Source organism: Methylibium sp., from assembly GCF_035762065.1.
Taxonomy (GTDB): Bacteria; Pseudomonadota; Gammaproteobacteria; order Burkholderiales; family Burkholderiaceae_C; genus Methylibium.
Genome location: NZ_DASTPW010000025.1, coordinates 14,160 through 33,191 on the forward strand (window position 1 = coordinate 14,160; position 19,032 = coordinate 33,191).

The 19,032-nt window shown below is 67.1% G+C and carries 15 protein-coding genes and 1 pseudogene; all 16 read right to left on the reverse strand.

Features of this window, described 5'->3' with window-relative positions:
- Nucleotides 1–48 precede the first annotated feature (48 nt).
- A pseudogene (locus tag VFR90_RS07410) lies at nucleotides 49–333 on the reverse strand (STAS domain-containing protein); the annotation flags it as partial.
- Between the two features lie 22 nt (nucleotides 334–355).
- Nucleotides 356–982 carry an MlaC/ttg2D family ABC transporter substrate-binding protein gene (locus VFR90_RS07415; RefSeq protein WP_326405469.1) on the reverse strand — a complete coding sequence of 209 codons (627 nt, stop codon included), beginning with the start codon at nucleotides 980–982 and terminating at the stop codon, nucleotides 356–358.
- Nucleotides 983–1,089: 107 nt separating this feature from the next.
- Nucleotides 1,090–1,911, reverse strand: a complete 822-nt coding sequence (locus tag VFR90_RS07420; RefSeq protein ID WP_326405470.1) for an MlaA family lipoprotein — start codon at nucleotides 1,909–1,911, stop codon at nucleotides 1,090–1,092.
- Nucleotides 1,908–2,399: an outer membrane lipid asymmetry maintenance protein MlaD gene (gene mlaD, locus VFR90_RS07425; RefSeq protein WP_326405471.1), complete on the reverse strand. Its 492-nt coding sequence runs from the start codon at nucleotides 2,397–2,399 to the stop codon at nucleotides 1,908–1,910. The genes VFR90_RS07420 and mlaD overlap by 4 nt, the downstream gene beginning before the upstream one ends.
- Nucleotides 2,400–2,413: 14 nt before the next feature.
- Nucleotides 2,414–3,196: a lipid asymmetry maintenance ABC transporter permease subunit MlaE gene (gene mlaE / locus VFR90_RS07430; RefSeq protein ID WP_326405472.1), complete on the reverse strand. Its 783-nt coding sequence runs from the start codon at nucleotides 3,194–3,196 to the stop codon at nucleotides 2,414–2,416.
- Nucleotides 3,193–4,017, reverse strand: a complete 825-nt coding sequence (locus VFR90_RS07435) for an ABC transporter ATP-binding protein (RefSeq protein WP_326405483.1) — start codon at nucleotides 4,015–4,017, stop codon at nucleotides 3,193–3,195. The genes mlaE and VFR90_RS07435 overlap by 4 nt, the downstream gene beginning before the upstream one ends.
- A 214-nt stretch (nucleotides 4,018–4,231) precedes the next feature.
- The gene (gene gltD, locus VFR90_RS07440) at nucleotides 4,232–5,710 is read right to left on the reverse strand and encodes a glutamate synthase subunit beta (RefSeq protein WP_326405473.1); all 1,479 of its coding nucleotides are present in this window, start codon (nucleotides 5,708–5,710) and stop codon (nucleotides 4,232–4,234) included.
- A 35-nt stretch (nucleotides 5,711–5,745) separates the two neighbouring features.
- Nucleotides 5,746–10,455: a glutamate synthase-related protein gene (locus tag VFR90_RS07445; protein ID WP_326405474.1), complete on the reverse strand. Its 4,710-nt coding sequence runs from the start codon at nucleotides 10,453–10,455 to the stop codon at nucleotides 5,746–5,748.
- Between the two features lie 141 nt (nucleotides 10,456–10,596).
- Nucleotides 10,597–11,436 carry a transposase gene (locus tag VFR90_RS07450; protein WP_326405475.1) on the reverse strand — a complete coding sequence of 280 codons (840 nt, stop codon included), beginning with the start codon at nucleotides 11,434–11,436 and terminating at the stop codon, nucleotides 10,597–10,599.
- Nucleotides 11,384–12,757, reverse strand: coding sequence for a porin (locus tag VFR90_RS07455; protein ID WP_326405476.1), 1,374 nt, complete (start codon nucleotides 12,755–12,757; stop codon nucleotides 11,384–11,386). Before VFR90_RS07455 ends, VFR90_RS07450 begins: the two co-directional genes overlap by 53 nt.
- A 25-nt stretch (nucleotides 12,758–12,782) precedes the next feature.
- Nucleotides 12,783–13,862 (reverse strand): 3-dehydroquinate synthase, encoded by a 1,080-nt coding sequence (aroB, locus tag VFR90_RS07460; protein ID WP_326405477.1) that lies wholly within the window; start codon nucleotides 13,860–13,862, stop codon nucleotides 12,783–12,785.
- Nucleotides 13,863–13,949: 87 nt separating this feature from the next.
- Nucleotides 13,950–14,522: a shikimate kinase gene (locus tag VFR90_RS07465; protein ID WP_414676508.1), complete on the reverse strand. Its 573-nt coding sequence runs from the start codon at nucleotides 14,520–14,522 to the stop codon at nucleotides 13,950–13,952.
- A complete protein-coding gene (locus VFR90_RS07470) occupies nucleotides 14,503–15,660 on the reverse strand; it encodes an Ig-like domain-containing protein (RefSeq protein ID WP_326405479.1) in 1,158 nt (385 codons plus the stop codon). The genes VFR90_RS07465 and VFR90_RS07470 overlap by 20 nt, the downstream gene beginning before the upstream one ends.
- Nucleotides 15,661–15,677: 17 nt before the next feature.
- Nucleotides 15,678–17,933: a type IV pilus secretin PilQ gene (locus tag VFR90_RS07475; RefSeq protein ID WP_414676507.1), complete on the reverse strand. Its 2,256-nt coding sequence runs from the start codon at nucleotides 17,931–17,933 to the stop codon at nucleotides 15,678–15,680.
- Nucleotides 17,930–18,418, reverse strand: coding sequence for a pilus assembly protein PilP (locus VFR90_RS07480; RefSeq protein WP_326405480.1), 489 nt, complete (start codon nucleotides 18,416–18,418; stop codon nucleotides 17,930–17,932). The genes VFR90_RS07475 and VFR90_RS07480 overlap by 4 nt, the downstream gene beginning before the upstream one ends.
- 59 nt (nucleotides 18,419–18,477) lie before the next feature.
- Nucleotides 18,478–19,032: type IV pilus inner membrane component PilO (gene pilO, locus VFR90_RS07485; RefSeq protein ID WP_326405481.1), on the reverse strand; the 555-nt coding region annotated here is incomplete at its 5' end.

The following is a 19,032-nucleotide window of genomic DNA, read 5'->3' on the forward strand; positions in this document are numbered from 1 at the left end:
CTCAACAGGCCGGCCTGCCAGGTGCGTGCAGGCGTCGTACCGGCCACATCACGCCGACTGAGAAGCCGGCGCGAGCAATTCGTCGATCCCGTACAGCCGTGCCAGCTCGGCCAGCTTGTCGGGGACCGCGCGCAACTCGAAGCTTTTGCCCCAGGCCTCGGCGAGCCGTCGGCATTCGAGCAGCACCGCCAGCGCGCTCGAATCGAAGCGCTGCAGCTGCGAGCCGTCGACGATCAGAAGCGCATCCGCCTCCGATTCGAGCGTGGTCTTCAGCAAGCGCATCGCGTCGCGCGCCTCGCGCAGCGTCAGGCTTTCGGGCAGCAGCAGCATGGCGCTTCGTCCTTCGCCGCGCGGATCAGCTCTTGCCGGCCGCGGTCTTGTTGCGCTCGGCGAGCTTGGCGATCAGGCCGTCGATGCCGTTCGACGAGATCTCCTGCGCGAAGCTGTTGCGGTAGTTCTCGACCAGCCATACGCCCAGCACGTTGACGTCGTAGATCTTCCAGCCGGTGGGCTGCTTTTCGAGCCGGTAGTCGAGCTGCACCGGCTCGCCGCTGCCGCGAATCTCGGTGCGCACGACGACTTCGCTGTCGTCCGGCTTGGCGCGCAGAGGCTTCAACTCGATCGTCTGGTCCTTCACCTGCGTCAGCGCGCCGGCATAGGTGCGCACCAGCAGCGTCTTGAACTCGGCCTGCAGCTTCTGCTGCTGCTCCGGCGAGGCCTGGCGCCAGTAGCGGCCTACCGCGGCGGCCGTCATGCGCGTGAAGTTCACGTGCGGCAGCACCTTCTCGTCGACCAGCGCCATGATCCTCTTCAGGTCGCCGGCCTGGATCGCCTTGTCGGACTTGACGGTGCCGATCACCTCGTTGGAGATCTGCTTGACCAGGGCGTCCGGTGCCGTCGCCTGGGCGGCCGCCGGGCCGGCGATCGTGGCGGCGAGCAGGGCCGCGCCGAAGGCACGGGCGAGGAATGAGCGCTTGTTCATGAAGTCCTTTCGTCATCGGGCCGCGGCCCGCGATCCGTTTCGAGCCGCTGCCCCGGGCCGAGTTCAGCGCGGCCTTGCAGGTGCTTGCAAAGCCGGCGGCGAAGCGATCACTTGCCTTCACCGGGTGCCGAGGCCCCCGGAGGCGCCGAAGCCGCAGGCGCGGGCGCCGAGGCCGCAGCGTCGGGCGCGGGCGCGCCGGCTTCCGGCAGGTCGTAGCGCTCGTTCGAGCCCTCCGGCGGTTCGCCGTCGTAGACCTGGCTGCGCCGGCGCTGCAGGTAGGCGTCGCGCACGAAGCTGTACTTGTCGAGCGCGATGTCGTCGAGCATGCCGGTCGCGCCGAGCAGGCGCGCCCGGGTGTTGAGCACGCGCACGCCGGTCAGCGTGTTGCGCGTGGCCACGCTCTGCGCGACCTGGTCGGGCGAGGCCTGGATGTCCAGCGGCAGCGCCGCGGCGTCGCGCAGCGACGAAGGCCCGAGCACGGGCAGCACCAGGTAGGCGCCGGCCGGCAGGCCCCAGATCCCGAGCGTCTGGCCGAAATCTTCGTAGTGCGGCTCGAGGCCGAACTCGGTGGCCCAGTCCAGCACGCCGCCCAGGCCCAGCACCGTGTTGGTGGTGAAGCGCATCAGGTCGTTGGCGCTGTCGCCGGGGCGGCCTTGCAGCAGCAGGTTGATCGCCGACCAGCCGTCCTTCAGGTTGTTGAAGAAGTTGTCGATGCCGATGCGCGCAAGGCGCGGGACGATGTCGCGGTACACGCGCGCGGCCGGGGCGATCGCGTACTCGTCGACCGTCTCGTTGAACGCGAAGACCTGCCGGTTCATCGGCTCGAGCGGATCGGGCTTCTCCACGGTGGCGCAGCCGCCGACGAGCAGCGCCGCGGCGAGCGCGGCCGCGGCGAGCGGCGCACGGGCGGGTCGTGGGCGGCGCCTCACTTCCTGGCTCCGGCGCCGTCGTTGGCGTTGGAGGAATCGGCGGCCTTGCTGTAGAGGAACTGGCTGATCAGGTTTTCGAGCACCACGGCCGATTGCGTCATCGTCACCTTGTCGCCGGCGGCGAGCGGCTTGTTGTCGGCGCCGGGCTCGAGGCCGAGGTATTGCTCGCCGAGCAGGCCCGAGGTGAGGATCTTCATCGAGCTGTCCTTCGGGAAGACGAAGCGCTTCTCCAGTTCGACGTCGACGCGGGCCTGGTAGGTATCGGGGTCGAAGCCGATGGAGGCGACCCGGCCCACGACGACGCCGGCGCTCTTCACCGGCGCGCGCACCTTCAGGCCGCCGATGTTGTCGAAGCGCGCCGACACCGCGTAGGTGTCGTCGAAGTTCAGGCTCAGCAGGTTGCCGGCCTTCAGCGCGAGGAACAGCAGCGCGGCGGCACCGGCCATCACGAAGAGGCCGACCCAGAGGTCGTTCTTGGTTCTTTGCATAGGTCCTTCTCCGTTCAGATGGAGAACATCAGGGCGGTCAGCACGAAATCGAGCGCGAGCACGGCGAGCGAGGCGACCACGACCGTGCGGGTGGTGGCGCGCGAGACGCCCTCCGGCGTGGGCTGGCAGGCGTAGCCCTGCAGCAGCGCGACGAAGGTGACGGTCAGGCCGAAGACGAAGCTCTTGACGACGCCGTTGCCGACGTCCTTCCAGACGTCGACGCCGCCTTGCATCTGCGACCAGAAGCCGCCCGCGTCGATGCCGATCATGAGCACGCCGACGATGTAGCCGCCGATGATGCCGACGGCACTGAACACGGCCGCGAGCAAGGGCATCGCGATCACGCCGCCCCAGAAGCGCGGGGCGAGCACGCGCTGCACCGGGTCCACCGCCATCATCTCCATCGCGGTCAGTTGCTCGCCGGCCTTCATCAGGCCGATCTCGGCGGTGAGCGAGGTGCCGGCGCGGCCGGCGAACAGCAGCGCGGTGACGACCGGTCCCAGCTCGCGCACCAGCGACAGCGCCACCAGCAGGCCAAGCGCCTCCGACGAGCCGTAGCGCTGCAGCGTGTAGTAGCCCTGCAGCCCGAGCACGAAGCCGACGAAGAGCCCGGAGACGGTGATGATCGCGAGCGAATGGTTGCCAAGGAAGTGCACCTGATCGACGATCAGCCGCCCGCGCGCGAACGCCGGGCCGAGGCTTGCGAGCATGCGGCCGAAGAGCCGCGCGCCGGCGCCCAGCTCGGCCAGCTTCAGGCGGGTGGCGTAGCCGACGTCGCTCGGATTCCACCAGCTCATCGCGCGCCCGCCCCCCGGCGCACAGCGAAGTCGTCGGCCACCTCGGCCGCCGGGTAGTGGAAGCGGACGGGGCCGTCAGGCTCGGCATCGACGAACTGGCGCACCAGCGGATCGTCGCTGGCCTGCATCTGGGCCGGCGTGCCCTGCGCGACGACGCCGCCGTTGGCGATGAAGACGACGTGGTCGGCGATCAGGAAGGTTTCTTCCACGTCGTGCGAGACGACGATGCTCGTGATGCCCAGCGAGGTGTTGAGCTCCTTGATCAGCCGCGCGGCGACGCCCATCGAAATGGGGTCGAGCCCGGCGAACGGCTCGTCGTAGAGCATCAGTTCCGGATCGAGCGCGATCGCGCGGGCAAGCGCGACGCGCCGGGCCATGCCGCCCGAGATCTCGCTCGGCATCAGCTCGCGCGCGCCGCGCAGCCCGACCGCGTTGAGCTTCATCAGCACGAGGTCGTGGATCATCGTCTCGGGCAGGCCCGAGTGCTCGCGCAGCGGGAAGGCGACGTTGTCGTAGACCGAGAGGTCGGTGAACAGCGCGCCGAACTGGAACAGCATGCCCATGCGGCGCCGCGCGCCGTAGAGGGCTTCGCGCCCGAGGGTCGCGATGTCGATCCCGTCGAAGAAGACCTGGCCGCTCATCGCGTCGAGCTGGCGGCCGATCAAGCGCAGCACCGTGGTCTTGCCGCCGCCCGAGGTGCCCATCAGCGCGACCACGCTGCCGCGCGGCACGACCAGGTCGACATCGCGCAGGATCACGCGCTCGCCGTAGCCGCAGGTCACGTTGCGGAGTTCGACGAGGGGGGCGGCAGGCGGGCTGATCGAGCCCTCGGCCACCGCGGCAGTGGGGTGGGGTTCGGAGTCCAAAGCGGGGGCGCCGTCGGCGCGCTTGAGGCGGCGGGATGATAGGGGAGGCTTCGGTGGCCTCCGCGCCCGCACCGCGAAGTCCGGCAGCCGCCGCGGATCCGGCTTTGCCGGCCGCCAGCGGCGCCCCCTGGAGAAAGCGGCGAAGCCGCGACGAGGGGAGTGGGCGGCTCTAACGCGGCAAGTCGCTCGACCCCATCAGGAACTCGTCCACGGCCCGGGCCGCCTGCCGGCCTTCGCGGATCGCCCAGACGACGAGCGACTGCCCGCGGCGCATGTCGCCGGCGGCGAAGACCTTCGGCACCTGGGTCGCGTAGCCGCCGACCGGCTCGGTGCTCGCCTTCGCGTTGCCACGCGTGTCCTTGTCCACCCCGAAGGCTTCGAGCACGGTCGCCACCGGATTGACGAAGCCCATCGCCAGCAGCACCAGGTCGGCCTTCAGCACCTGTTCGCTGCCGGGCACTTCGGTCATCCGGCCGCCCTGCCATTCGAGACGGACCGTCTTCAGCGCGGCTACGCGGCCCTTGTCCTTGCCTTCGCCGGCGATGAATTCCTTGGTCGCGATCGCGAACTCGCGTTCGCAGCCTTCCTCGTGGCTGGAGCTGGTGCGCAGCTTGATCGGCCAGTACGGCCAGGTCAGCGACTTGTCCTCCTGCTCGGGGGGCTGCGGCAGCAGCTCGAACTGGGTGACGCTCGCGGCGCCATGGCGGTTGCTGGTGCCCACGCAGTCGCTGCCGGTGTCGCCGCCGCCGATCACGATGACGTGCTTGCCGTCGGCACGCAGCTGGCTCTTCAGCTTGTCGCCGGCATTGAGCTTGTTCTGCTGCGGCAGGAACTCCATCGCGAAGTGCACGCCGTCCAACTCGCGTCCCGGGACGGGAAGGTCGCGGCTCTGCTCGGACCCGCCGGCGAGCAGCACGGCGTCGAAGTCCTTGCCCAGCTGCTCGGCGGAGACGGACTCCTTCGCCCAGTTCGTCACCTTCGAGCCCTCGGGCAGCTTGCCGACCAGCACCCCGGTGCGGAAGACCACGCCCTCGGCCTGCATCTGCACCACTCGGCGATCGATGTGCGACTTCTCCATCTTGAAGTCGGGGATGCCGTAGCGCAGCAAGCCGCCGATGCGATCGTTTTTCTCGAACACCGTCACGTCATGGCCGGCACGTGCGAGCTGCTGCGCCGCGGCCAGTCCGGCCGGGCCGGAGCCGACGACCGCGACCTTGCGCCCGGTCCTGAACCTTGCCGGCCGCGGCTGCACCCAGCCTTCGGCCCAGGCGCGGTCGATGATCGCGTGCTCGATCGACTTGATGCCCACCGGCGCGTCGTTCACGTTCAGCGTGCAGGCCGCCTCGCAGGGCGCGGGGCAGATGCGGCCGGTGAACTCGGGGAAGTTGTTGGTCGAGTCGAGCACCGCCCAGGCGTTCTTCCAGTCGCCGCGGTAAACGAGATCGTTGAAGTCCGGAATGATGTTGTTGACCGGGCAGCCCGAGTTGCAGAACGGGATGCCGCAGTCCATGCAGCGCGCGCCTTGCACGCGCGCCTCGTCCTCGGCGAGCGCGATGACGAATTCCTTGTGGTGCCTGAGCCGCTCGGCGACGGGCGCGTAGCCCTCTTCGAGGCGGTCGAATTCGAGGAAGCCGGTGACTTTGCCCATCGCGGTGCTCTCCTTGTCCTGCGTGACGCTTCGGCTCAGGCCTTCGCGCGGCTGGGCCTCTTCTCGGCGCCCTTCGCCTTCGCGATCGTCTCGGTCGTCTCGCGCTTCGCGCCCATCTCGACCAGCGCGCGCTTGTATTCGTTCGGGAAGACCTTGACGAAGCGGCCGCGCGCCTGCGCCCAGTGGTCGAGCACCTCGCGTGCGCGCAGGCTGCCGGTCCATTTGTGGTGGTCCTCGATCAGCTTGCGCAGCAGCAGCTCGTCGGCGACGCCGCGATGGAAGGTCTGCGCGTCCTGCGTCGAGCGCTGCTCGTCGGCGGGCAGCACGCGCTCGAGCGCGACCATCGCGGTGTTGCAGCGGCTCGCGAAGCTGCCGTCCTCGTCGTAGACGTAGGCGACGCCGCCCGACATGCCGGCCGCGAAGTTGCGCCCCGTCTTGCCGAGCACGACGACGGTGCCGCCGGTCATGTATTCGCAGCCGTGGTCGCCGGTGCCTTCGACGACCGCCGTCGCGCCCGACAGCCGCACCGCGAAGCGCTCGCCCGCAACGCCGCGGAAGAAGGCCTCGCCGCTGGTCGCGCCGTAGAGCACCGTGTTGCCGACGATGATGTTCTGCGTCGCGTCGCCGCGGAACTCGATGCTCGGCCGCACGACGACGCGCCCGCCGGAGAGGCCCTTGCCGGTGTAGTCGTTCGCGTCGCCGATCAGGTACAGCGTGATGCCTTGCGCCAGGAAGGCGCCGAAGCTCTGGCCGCCTGTTCCTTCGAGCTGCATGAAGATCGTGTGGTCGGGCAGGCCCTCGGGGCGATGACGGATCAGCTCGCCCGACAGCATCGCGCCGACGGTGCGGTTGACGTTGCGCACCTCGTCGATGAACTGCACTTTCTCTGCGCGCTCGATCGCCGGCCTGCACTTCTCGATCAGCTTCACGTCGAGCGCGCGTGCGAGGCCGTGATCCTGCTCGTCGATCTGCCGGCGCGGCACCTCGGGGCCGACCTGCGGTTGGTGGAAGACGCGGCTGAAGTCCAGGCCCCTGGCCTTCCAGTGCGCGATGCCCTTCTTCGTGTCGAGCAGGTCGGCGCGGCCGATCAGTTCGTCGAAGCTGCGGATGCCGAGCTGCGCCATGATCTGGCGCGCCTCTTCGGCGACGAAGAAGAAGAAGTTGACGACGTGCTCGGGCTTGCCCGCGAACTTGCGGCGCAACACCGGGTCCTGCGTCGCGACGCCGACCGGGCAGGTGTTGAGGTGGCACTTCCTCATCATGATGCAGCCCTCGACGACCAGCGGCGCGGTCGCGAAGCCGAACTCGTCGGCGCCGAGCAGCGCGCCGATCACCACGTCGCGGCCGGTCTTCATCTGGCCGTCGGCCTGCACGCGGATGCGACCGCGCAGGCCGTTGAGCACCAGCGTCTGCTGCGTCTCGGCCAAGCCCAGTTCCCAGGGCGTGCCGGCGTGCTTGATGCTCGACCACGGCGAGGCGCCGGTGCCGCCGTCGTGGCCGGCGATCACCACGTGGTCGCTCTTCGCCTTCGCGACGCCGGCGGCGATCGTGCCGACGCCGGCCTCGCTCACCAGCTTCACGCTGACCGAAGCGCGCGGGTTCGCGTTCTTCAGGTCGTGGATCAGCTGCGCGAGGTCCTCGATCGAATAGATGTCGTGATGCGGCGGCGGGCTGATGAGGCCCACCCCCGGCACCGAGTAGCGCAGGAAGCCGATGTAGTCGCTGACCTTGCCGCCCGGCAGCTGGCCGCCCTCGCCGGGCTTGGCGCCCTGGGCCATCTTGATCTGGATCTGGTCGGCGCTGACCAGGTACTCGGTCGTCACGCCGAAGCGGCCCGACGCCACCTGCTTGATCTTGGAGCGAAGACTGTCACCGTCCTTCAACACGTAGTCGGACTCGATGACCTTCGCGCCGATCACGTCGGACACCTTCGTGCCGGCGGTGATCGCGATGCCCTTCAACTCGTTGCGGTAGCGCGCCGGGTCCTCGCCGCCTTCGCCGGTATTGGACTTGCCGCCGATGCGGTTCATCGCGATCGCGAGCGTCGAGTGCGCCTCGGTGCTGATCGAGCCGAGCGACATCGCGCCGGTCGCGAAGCGCTTGACGATCTCGGCCGCCGGCTCGACCTCGTCGAGAGGGATCGCCTTGGCGGGATCGACCTTGAACTCGAACAGGCCGCGCAGCGTCATGTGGCGGCGGCTCTGGTCGTTGATCAGCTGAGCGTATTCCTTGTAGGTCTCGAAGCGGTTCGCGCGGGTGCTGTGCTGCAGCTTGGCGATCGCGTCGGGCGTCCACATGTGCTCTTCGCCGCGCACGCGCCAGGCGTATTCGCCGCCGGCGTCGAGCATGGTGGCGAGCACCGGGTCGTCGCCGAAGGCGGCCTTGTGGGTGCGCACCGCCTCTTCCGCGACCTCGAACACGCCGATGCCGCCGACTTGCGAGGCGGTGCCGCGAAAGTACTGATCGACCAGCGGCTTGGACAAACCAATCGCCTCGAAGAGCTGCGCGCCGCAGTACGACATGTAGGTGCTGACGCCCATCTTCGACATGATCTTGGACAGGCCCTTGCCGATCGCCTTGACGTAGTTGGCGATCGCCTTCTCGGCCGACAGCTCGCCCGGCAGCTGCACATGCAGCGAGGCCAGCGTTTCCATCGCGAGGTACGGATGCACCGCCTCGGCGCCGTAGCCGGCGAGCACCGCGAAGTGATGCACCTCGCGCGCCGAGCCGGTTTCCACGACCAGGCCCGCCGTCGTGCGCAAACCCTCGCGCACCAGGTGCTGGTGCACGGCGGACAGTGCGAGCAGCGCAGGGATCGCGACCTGCTCGCGGCTCACGCGACGGTCCGTGATGATCAGGATGTTGTGGCCGTCGCGGATCGCGTCGACCGCCTGCGCGCACAGCGACGCGAGCCGTGCCTCGACGCCTTCGGCGCCCCAGGCCAGCGGGTAGACGATGTCGAGCTCGTAGGGCTTGAACTTGCCCGACGTGGGCTTCTCGATGCCGCGCAGCCGCGCCATGTCCTCGAAGTCGAGGACCGGTTGCGACACTTCCAGCCGCATTGGCGGGTTCACCGCGTTGATGTCGAGCAGGTTCGGCTTCGGCCCGATGAAGCTCACGAGCGACATCACGATCGCCTCGCGGATCGGATCGATCGGCGGGTTCGTGACCTGCGCGAACATCTGCTTGAAGTAGTTGGGCAGCGGCTTGTTCTTGTCCGACAGCACCGCGAGCGGCGAGTCGTTGCCCATCGAGCCGATGCCTTCTTCGCCGGCCTGCGCCATCGGGCTCATCAGGAACTTCAGGTCTTCCTGCGTGTAGCCGAAGGCCTGCTGGCGGTCGAGCAGTGCGGTGTCGCTTGCCGGCGCGGTCACGGCCGCCGCGATGGGGACGGCGTCGAGCTTGATGCGCACGTTCTCGATCCACTGACGGTAGGGCTTGGCCGAAGCGAACTGGTTCTTCAGCTCTTCGTCGTCGACGATGCGGCCCTGCTCGAAGTCGATCAGGAACATCTTGCCGGGCTGCAGCCGCCACTTCTTGACGATGCGGTTCTCGGCGATCGGCAGGACGCCGGATTCGGACGCCATCACGACGAGGTCGTCGTCGGTGACGATGTAGCGCGCGGGGCGCAGCCCGTTGCGGTCGAGCGTGGCGCCGATCTGCTTGCCGTCGGTGAACACCATCGCCGCCGGCCCGTCCCAGGGCTCGAGCATGGCGGCGTGGTACTCATAGAAAGCGCGCCGGCGCTCGTCCATCGTCGTGTGCTGCTCCCAGGCCTCGGGGATCATCATCATCGCGGCGTGGGCGAGCGGGTAACCGGCCATCGTCAGCAGCTCGAGCGCGTTGTCGAAGGTGGCGGTGTCGCTCTGGCCTTCGAAGCTGATCGGGTAGAGCTTGTTCAGGTCCTCGCCGAGCACCGGCGACTTCATCACGCCCTGACGCGCGCGCATCCAGTTGAAGTTGCCCTTGACGGTGTTGATCTCACCGTTGTGCGCAACCATCCGGTACGGGTGCGCGAGCGGCCATTCCGGGAAGGTGTTGGTCGAGAAGCGCTGGTGCACCAGCGCGAAGGCGGACGCAACGCGCTCGTCCGAGAGGTCCTTGTAGTAGGTGCCGACCTGGTCGGCCAGCAGCAGCCCTTTGTAGATGACGGTGCGGCAGCTCATGCTGGGCACGTAGTACTCGTGGCTGTGCGTGAGCTTCAGCTTCTGGATCGCGCTCGATGCCGTCTTGCGGATCACGTAGAGCTTGCGTTCGAGCGCGTCCGGCACGATCACGTCGGTGCCGCGGCCGATGAAGATCTGGCGGATCACCGGCTCCTTGGCGCGCACCGTCGGCGACATCGGCATGTCGCGATCGACCGGCACGTCGCGCCAGCCGAGCAGCACCTGGCCTTCGGCGCGTACCGCGCGTTCGAGCGCCTGCTCGCAGGCCAGCCGCGACGCATGCTCCTTCGGAAGAAAGATCATGCCGACGCCGTATTCGCCGGGCGGCGGCAACTCGATGCCCTGGGCCGCCATGTCGGCCCGATAAGACTCGTCGGGGATCTGGATCAGGATGCCCGCGCCGTCGCCCATCAGCTTGTCGGCACCGACGGCGCCGCGATGGTCGAGGTTGGCCAGGATCTTCAAGCCCTGCGCGACGATCGGGTGGCTGCGGCGCCCCTTGATGTGGGCGACAAAGCCGACGCCGCAGGCATCGTGCTCCTGTGAGGCGGCATAGAGGCCGTCGCGGGCAGCGCTCAACAGAGCGGTTCGGCGGGCAAGCGGCGAAGGCATGGCGACTCCTGGCGATGGCGCGGAGCCGCGAGGCTACTGCGATGCAGCAAGGCTGACAAACGGATTAATCGGGGTCGGGTTCACATCAAACGGTCGACATCTATGCCATCAGAATTTTGGGGACAGTTTGCTTGACGCTGCGGGTGGGCGTCCAGGCGCTCGCGGCGCGACCGCACGGGCTGGCTGCGGCAAAAAAGTGCGGAGGAAGCTTGCGTCACCCAGGAACCAGCCACCGCGCAGGGCCGATTCGATCTTGTCGGCGTCGGCGGGGTCCGCAGGCGCGTGCAGCCACTGCCGGTAGACCAGTTCGCGCTCGAACGGTGTATTGCCCAGCGCCCAGTAGGCCGGCGGATCGGCGAGCCAGCCGGCCACCGCCGTGCCGGTGTGATGTGGCTCGCTGCTTTGCATGACCGCCGAGACATGCGCCGGCGCTTGAGTCGCCGACCGTCGCGCCCGACTTTCGACCCAGCGCATGCAGCGCAGCATCCAGGCCTGCGGCTCGACCGCTGCCGTCCGGTAGCGGCCGGCCCACAGGCTGCCATGCCGGGCGTGGCGGCGATTGAACGCGGCCGCATGCCGACGCGCGATGCTCTGCATGAAGCGGCCGAGCGCCAGTGGCTGGGGCGGCGAAACGAGCAGGTCGAGGCCGGCGTCGTCGAAGGCAAAGGCGTGCACCGCGACGCCATGCTCCTGGGCCGACGCGCGCAGCCGCAACAGCAAGGCCTCGCGATCGGCGTCGTCGTGGGCGAGCGTCTGCTCGTGCTGGACCTGCAGGCTTACGACGTGCGGAAGGCCGGCGATCACGAGGCGGGGCAGTCGGGCCATGGCGCAGAAACGAAAAGGGGCACCGGAAGGTGCCCCCAGTGTGCCGGCGAGCAGCCGGCTTTCGGATGGGTCAGAAGCGGTGGCGGACGCCGACCATGACCGAGTTGCGCTTGGTCGCGCCATTGGCGATCGCGCTGGCCAACGTGGCCGCGCCCGTGGCGCCCGGGGCGAAGGTGCCGTTCAGCACGGCGCCGTCCTTCAGCTTGACGTAGTCGTGCACGATGTAGACCTCGGTGCGCTTCGAGAACGCGTAGTCCGCGAGGATCGAGTACGCATCCAACTTGCCCGCACCCAATTCAGCGCCGGCCGGGCTGGTCGCGGTCTGCTTGCCGATGTAGTACTGCGCCCCGACCAGAAACGCCGGCGTGATGTTGAAGGTGGCGCCGAAGGTGTGCAGATCGCGATCGGTCAGGCCGGCCGCGGCGAACGGATTCGTCGACACCGGCACGGTGAGGGCGGTGCCCAGCGTGGCAGCGCTGATCGCGGCGGCACCGATGCCGGCGTCGAACTTGTTCTTGCCGTAGGAGTAGTTCAAGTACAGCGGGCCCGAGGTGAAGGCCACGCCGGCCTGCAAGGCCTCGGCTTCGAGGCCGCCGGCCGTCTCGCTCTTGATGTAGCCGCCGCCGAAGCCGACCGGCCCGATCAGGTAGCGCGCCGCTGCGCCCATCGACTTCAGCGTCGCCGGGTCGCCTTCGCTCGCGCTGACTTGCGCCTCGGCGATCAGGCCACCGAGTGCCAGCACGTACTTGACCATGTTGGCGTTGCGCGATCCAAGGCCGGCCGCGCCGCCCGCCCCCTGCAGCGACAGCTCGGGTTTGAAGGTCTCGATGTACGGCGAGAACTTGTACGGCGCGTACGTGGTGCTCATGATGTCGAACAGCACGTTGTACTGACGACCCAGAAGCACGCGACCGAAGCTGCTCGACTGCAGGCCAACCCAGGCCTGCGACCACTGGACGCCGTTCTGCTGCGCGCCGTCGTCGGCGGTGAAGCGGTTCTCGAGATTGGCGATTGCCCGCAGACCGCCCCCCAGATCCTCATCGACACGGATGCCCCAGCGGCTTTGGGACATGCCGCCGCCAACCATGCGGGTGATGTCGTCCTTGCCGACGCCTTCGTTGTCGGACCATCTCACCGCCGCGTCCACGATGCCGTAGAGCGTCACGCTGCTGGCTTGAGCCTGCGCGCCGCCGACCATGGCCATCAGCGCTGCCGCCGCGATCAGGGACTTGTTCATCGAGATGTCTCCTTGGTTATCTGTCGATCGGTCGTCATTCGAAGAAGCGGACCATCCGGCCCACTGCGCAACAGCGCACTGCGGCGTGTCAGCCAAAGCAATATATCGAGGCGCTCCAAGCTGCAACACCGGGTCAACGCCGGTTTGTTGCGGCGTTTGAACATCACTGGGGAAAGCGAGGCTCGCTCGTCGCGCGCGAGACAGCACCCGACGCGAGCGGCTCCAGGAACGCTCAGTCGCAGCGCGCCTCGAGCACGGCCTCGACCTGCGCATCGTCCACGCCACGAACGACGGCGTGGCCGAGACGGTCGATCAGCACGAAGCGGATTGCGCCGCCTTCGGCCTTCTTGTCGACGCGCATCAACTGGAGGTAGCGCCCGGCGCCGAGCGCGGGGCCGCGAACCGGCAGGCCGGCGCGATCGATCAGGCGCACGATGCGATCGGCGTCGCTTGCCGGCAGCAGGCCAACTGCGGCCGACAGGTCGGCCGCCATCGCCATGCCGCAGGCGACCGCCTCGCCGTGCAGCCATTCGCCGAAGCCGAGGCCGGCCTCGATCGCATGCGCGAAGGTGTGACCGAAGTTGAGGATGGCGCGAAGTCCGGCTTCGCGCTCGTCCTGGCCGACGACGGCGGCCTTGATCTCGCAGCTGCGCCGCACCGCGTGGCGCAGCGCCTCGACGTCGCGGGCCAGCAGTCGTTCGATCGACGATTCGATCCAGCCGAGGAACGGCGCGTCGGCGATCGGCCCGTACTTGATCACTTCGGCCAGGCCGGCGCGGTATTCGCGCTCCGGCAACGTGCGCAAGGTGTCCAGATCCGCGATCACCCGCAGCGGCTGGTGGAACGCCCCGATCATGTTCTTGCCGCGCGGGTGGTTGATGCCCGTCTTGCCGCCGACTGACGAATCGACCTGTGCCAGCAACGTGGTCGGCACCTGCACGAAGTCGATGCCGCGCATGTAGCAGGCGGCGGCGAAGCCGGTGATGTCGCCAATCACACCGCCACCCAGGGCGTAGAGGATGGTCTTGCGGTCGGCGCCGAGAGAGAGGAGTTCGTCGAAGACGAGGTTGAGGGTGGGCCAGGTTTTGTGGCTTTCGCCGTCGGGCAGACGAATCGTGTGGATGCGGCCGTGGCGCCGACCGAGGCACTGCACCAACTCAGCGGCATAGAGCGGAGCGACGGTAGTGTTTGTCACGACGACCGCCAGCGCGGCATCACGCACGCCCTCGAAGGCTCGGGGCTGATCCAGCAAGCCGATGCCAAGAACAATGTCGTAGCTGCGGGAGCCGAGGCCGACGGTGAAGGACTCCACGACGATGATGGCCGCAGCGCGGGTTGGTGGAAGAGCGTGTCAGTCTAGCCCTGCTGCGTTGCGCAGCCGGTCGCCGCGCATGACGGATTAAAGGTACCCGGACGACTGGAGCTCAACCACGATTTTTTCGACCAGCGCCTTCGCAGTCGGCCGCCCGGTCTCCAGCAAGAAGCGAGAGATCTGCCGGTACAGCGGATCGCGTTCGAAATACATCTTGCTCAGCACCGCATGCGGATCGGCCGTCTGCAGAAGCGGCCGTTTTGTGTCGCACCGCAGCCTCCGATAAAGCTCGTCGGGCGAAGCATGCAGATAGACGACGACTGCGCTGCGCGCGAGCACCTGACGATTCGCTTCGCGGAGCACCGCTCCGCCGCCGGTGGCCAGCACCATGGGGCCCGGCCGCGCACAGAGGTCTGCGATGACGGCTTGCTCGATATATCGGAAGCGGGCTTCGCCTTCGCGCTCAAAAAAACTAAGGATCGATTCGTTAAGGCGATGCTCGATTACAGCATCCGCATCGGCGAACGCGATGCCCAGACGCTTGGCGAGTTGCCTGCCGACCGAGGACTTTCCAGCCCCCGGCATACCGACGAGGGCGATCTGTGCAGGCCCTTTAAGATCACTCAGCAGAACCAGAGTCCTAGAGCGGCACCTCGACAGAACTCTCTCTGCCTGCAAAAGCGGCTTTCACGATAACCGATCCGCCGCTGCACCCGGCTCCTATCGCGTTAAGAAAGTGAGCCGTTGGGCCCACCGCAGTGCTGAAGACGGCTGGCGGGCTGATCGTGACGGTGCAGTTGGCTGGCGCGCCTTCGACAGTCACCGCCGTACCCGTCGGTGCTGCAGTCGGTCGCGACACTCCGCGAGTACCCAACGAAAAATCGGTCGAGACGATGGCGAACGGCCGCCCTTCAAGATCTCGCGCTGCGGTGACAGTAAAAAAGTTTCGAGGGTCGGACACAGGCAAAACAACACTGCCTCTGATGAGCGTGCGTCCCCATACGCCATCGCACGTGCTGGCGGCTGAACTTGGCTCGGTCCCTAAGTCGAAGCCCGACGAATTGGATGCGAGAAAGCCGAAGCTCGAAGCCGTAAAGCTGCCGGCCGCCGTGCCGACGTTCACACCACACGCGACAGAACCGAGCCCTGGTGCAGATGTGACTGTCCCTCCGACGCTGAGTTCATCGATGACCGATTCGTAGGACCCGTTCGAGTTGTCATCACGAAAGATTCGTCCGGCATCGTAAAAAGGCTCGCCAGCGTCGTAGGCACCATTGCCATTGACGTCAATGTAGGCCTCCTGCCCTTCCAGCCAAGCTAGCACGGTGACTAATCCATCTTGAGGCCGCAGGTTTTGCGTGGCAAAGGTGACGCTGCAGGCAGAGATGGTGGTAGTGCCCTGAATCACACCCGTCAGCGCACAGGACGTTTGAATCTGCCCTCCTTCAGTCGAAAACTGAACAGGGGTGCCATTGGGCACCGGATTGCCCGCCGTATCGGTCACGCGCGCTGTGACGGTCGTCGTATCACCATCAGCGCCCCAGTTCAAAGCGTACTTCTCTACAGAGAGCGACATCGACCGTTGGCTTGGAACACCGGAGCTCACCGTCGAAATGCCTCCGCCAGCGGCGCCGCCGCCGCCGCCCGTGCTACCCGACGCTGCCGTCGGGGGAGCTGACGCGGCCGTGCCCGCGGTGGGCACGAACAGCGAGTCGCCACCGCCGCCGCCACACGCGGACAACGCTGCCGCCACAATCAGCGCATTGACGCGCGTGAAAGTCACTGTCATGTTCTTCATTCCCGCTTCCATTCGCCTCACCGCATCGACGCGCTCGAACGGTCCATCACGACCTTCGGCGTCAAGAACACCAGCAGTTCTGTCTTGTTGGCGGTCCGCGTCTTGGTCCTGAAAAGCGCACCCAAAACCGGAACATCGCCGAGCAACGGCACCTTGGTCACGTCTTCCTGTTCCGTCTGCTCGAAGATGCCGCCAATGACGACCGTGCCGCCGTTGTCGACCAACACCTGCGTTTTGACATGCTTCGTGTTGATCAGGATGCCAGCAGCCGTTGTGGCGCCAGGGCTGTCCTTATTCACATCGACGTCGAGGATGATGTTCCCTTCAGGCGTGATCTGCGGCGTCACTTCTAGCTTCAACGTCGCTTTCCGGAATTGAATCGCTGTCGCTCCGCTCGATGTAGCGGTCTGATAAGGAATCTCAGTGCCTTGCTCGATCAGCGCCTTCACCTGATCGGCGGTGATCACACGCGGGCTCGAGACGACCTTGCCCTTGCCATCGGCCTCCAACGCAGAAATCTCTAGATTCAGAAAACGGTTTGCCGTAGAACTGAAAAGGGAGACTGCGAACGTTGCAGCGTCATAGCCGTTCTGACCAATCGACGGCAAGTTGACGAAATAGCTGTTTGGCGTGCCGTTGGCGGTGGTGACGCCTTGGTTGTTGGTTGCTCCCGGCTGCGAAGTCGTCGAGCCAACACCGTAGTAGCTGCCGGCCAACGCCGCGCGGTTGCTGCCGCCAAGGCTGAACCCCGGCACACCACCTTGCTGCGCGCGCAAATCCGAAGCGCCGAACTTGATACCAAGCGAACGCCCGAAGGTGTCCGTCGCCTCGACGATCCGCGCCTCGATCAGCACCTGCCGTACCGGGATGTCGATGCGCGCGATGATCTGCGCGACCTCCTCAAGCTTCGAAGGCGTGTCGCTGATGAACAGCTGGTTGGTGCGGCTCTCGTACACCACGCTGCCACGGTTTGACAGGATCCGCGAGTTGTTGGCGCCGCCAGAACCGCCGCCACCCCCGCCGCCGCCCTGGCCCGCTTGTTGGCCGGTAAGTCCCTTGGCGATCTCTTCCGCCTTGACGTAGTTGAGCTGGAAGGCCTGCGTCCGCAACGGCTCCAGCGATGCGATCTGCGCCTTCGCTTCGAGTTCGAGCTTTTCCTTCGTCGCGATCTCGTCCTTCGGCGCGATCCACAGCACGTTGCCGTTCTTGCGCACGCCGAGGCCCTTCGCCTGCAAGATGATGTCGAGCGCCTGATCCCAGGGCACATCTTTCAGCCGCAGGGTGACGTTGCCGGTCACGGTGTCGCTGGTGACGACGTTGAAGTTCGTGAAGTCGGCGATGACCTGCAGCAGCGCGCGCACTTCGATGCTCTGGAAGTTGAGCGACAGCTTCTCGCCCGAATAGCCCGGTCCCTGCGTCAGCTTGTTCGGATCGACCTTCTGCGGCCGGACCTCGAGCACGAATTGGTTGTCGGTCTGGTAGGCGCTGTGCTCCCACACGCCCGTCGGCTCGACGACCATGCGGACCTTGTCGCCACTCTGCACCGTCGAGACGGTGCGCACCGGCGTGCCAAAGTCAGTGACATCGAGCCGACGACGCAGCGATTCCGGAAGATTGGTCTTCAGGAACTCGACAACGAGGCTCTGGCCTTGCTGGCGGATGTCGACACCGACTTGGTTGCTCGGCAGATCGACGACGACGCGCCCCGCGCCGTCCTGGCCGCGACGGAAGTCGACGTTGCGCAGCACCTGCGGCGCTTGATTGAGGCTGTCGGCGAAGCGCTGCGGCGGCGTGCTGCTGACGCCCGAAGGCGTGGCCGCCGAAGGAGTCGCGGCCGGCGTGGCGACCGGCGCCGCGGCGACGTTCGCCGAAGTCTGCAGCGTCAGCACCAGTGCCTTGCCATCGAGGCTGGCCGTGTAGTTGCCCGGCGTCTTCAGATTCAGCACGAGCCGCGTGCGGTCACCGGCCTGCGCGACGCTGATCGAACGCAGGTTGCCCTGGTTCATCTCCAAGTTGCTGCGGCCCATCGCGTTGCTTACGCCGGGGAGGTCGATCGCAATGCGCGGCGGCGTCTGCACCGCGAAGCCCGCGGGCACGGCCGACAACGCGTCGCTCATCTCGATGCGCACCACGTCCGCGGCGCCTTGCTGCTGGCTGTTGATCGACTGGATTGCGTTCTGCGCCCAGGCGCTCGCCGCGGCGAGGCACATCGAAAGCGCGACGGCCGGCGCTCGCCACTGGTTCATGGTCATCGTCCCCCAAGCGTTCTTCATCGCGTCTTCTCCTGCAGCTGCAGGGTCGAAGGACGCTCGATCCATTCACCCGCCGCGTCCTGAACCACCTCGCGCAAGCCGATCTCGGTCTCGGTGATCTTGGTGATCTTTCCGTAGTTCTGACCGAGGTAGTCGCCCACCTTCACCTGATAGAGCAGGTTGTCCACCTTCAACAGGGCGGACTGCGAGCCGCGCCGCGCGACGCTGCCCACCATGCTCATCGAATCAAGCGGATAGGCCTCGAGCGGCTGCTTGCGGCGGTTCATCTCGCCGGCCAGCAGTGAATTCGGCTGGCGCTGCTCCTGCTTGAGCGCGACGGCCAACTTCTGGTTGCTGAACGGATCGATCGCACGCGCCTGTTCGTAGGGCTGCGGGTCGAAACGCTTCGGCGGCGACAGCGGCGCGACGTTCGGTTTGACCTCCCGGCGTTGCTGATCCATCCAGCCCTGCAGTTCTTCCTGCTCGCCACCGCAGGCGGCGAGCATCACGGGCAGCGCGCAGGTCGCCGCAGCGACGCGCACGAAACGGGAGACCGAAGGCCTCGTCATGGCTTGGCCCCTCCCGGCTTGGCGGCGGCATCCCTGGCCTTGCGCTGCGACTCGACTTCGGCCGGATCCAGATAGCGATAAGTGCGCGCAGTGGCGTCCATGCTGAGGCTGCCGGTGCCTGCACTGGCCGCCGCGCCGGTGGCGGCCTGCCCCGGCTGCGCCCCGGCGGCGCCGATCGTCAAGTTGTGCAGCGTGACGATGCGCGAGAGGTTCGCCACGTCGGCAGCGAACGCCCCGATGTCGTGGTAGCGGCCGGTGACCTTGATCGAAATCGGCAACTCCGCGTAGTAGTCCTTCACCGCGACCTGCCCTGGGCGGAACAGCTCGAACTGCAGGCCACGGCCGAGGCCGGCCTGGTTGATGTCGGACAGCAGCGCATCCATCTCGGCCTTGCCGGGAAGCTGCTTCTCGAGCTGGGTCACGTACTCCTCGACCTGCACCTTCTGCTTGCGCAGCTCGGGCAGGTTGACCGCCTGAGCCAGCTTGCCCCGGTAGTCGGTCTTGAGGGCCGGCTCGCGGTTGCGCTCGCGCTCGAGCTCGTCGGTGGCGTC

Bases quoted from the DNA above. Each gene is read 5' to 3' on its own strand.
- VFR90_RS07415 (WP_326405469.1), bottom strand. From the start codon at position 982: ATGAACAAGCGCTCATTCCTCGCCCGTGCCTTCGGCGCGGCCCTGCTC.
- mlaD (WP_326405471.1), bottom strand. From the start codon at position 2,399: ATGCAAAGAACCAAGAACGACCTCTGGGTCGGCCTCTTCGTGATGGCC.
- mlaE (WP_326405472.1), bottom strand. From the start codon at position 3,196: ATGAGCTGGTGGAATCCGAGCGACGTCGGCTACGCCACCCGCCTGAAG.
- gltD (WP_326405473.1), bottom strand. From the start codon at position 5,710: ATGGGCAAAGTCACCGGCTTCCTCGAATTCGACCGCCTCGAAGAGGGC.
- VFR90_RS07450 (WP_326405475.1), bottom strand. From the start codon at position 11,436: ATGGCGCGACCAAGCGCAACTCGGTCATGGTCGGCGTCCGCCACCGCT.
- VFR90_RS07470 (WP_326405479.1), bottom strand. From the start codon at position 15,660: ATGAAGAACATGACAGTGACTTTCACGCGCGTCAATGCGCTGATTGTG.
- VFR90_RS07475 (WP_414676507.1), bottom strand. From the start codon at position 17,933: ATGAAGAACGCTTGGGGGACGATGACCATGAACCAGTGGCGAGCGCCG.
- VFR90_RS07480 (WP_326405480.1), bottom strand. From the start codon at position 18,418: ATGCTCGCCGCCTGCGGTGGCGAGCAGGAAGAACTGCAGGGCTGGATG.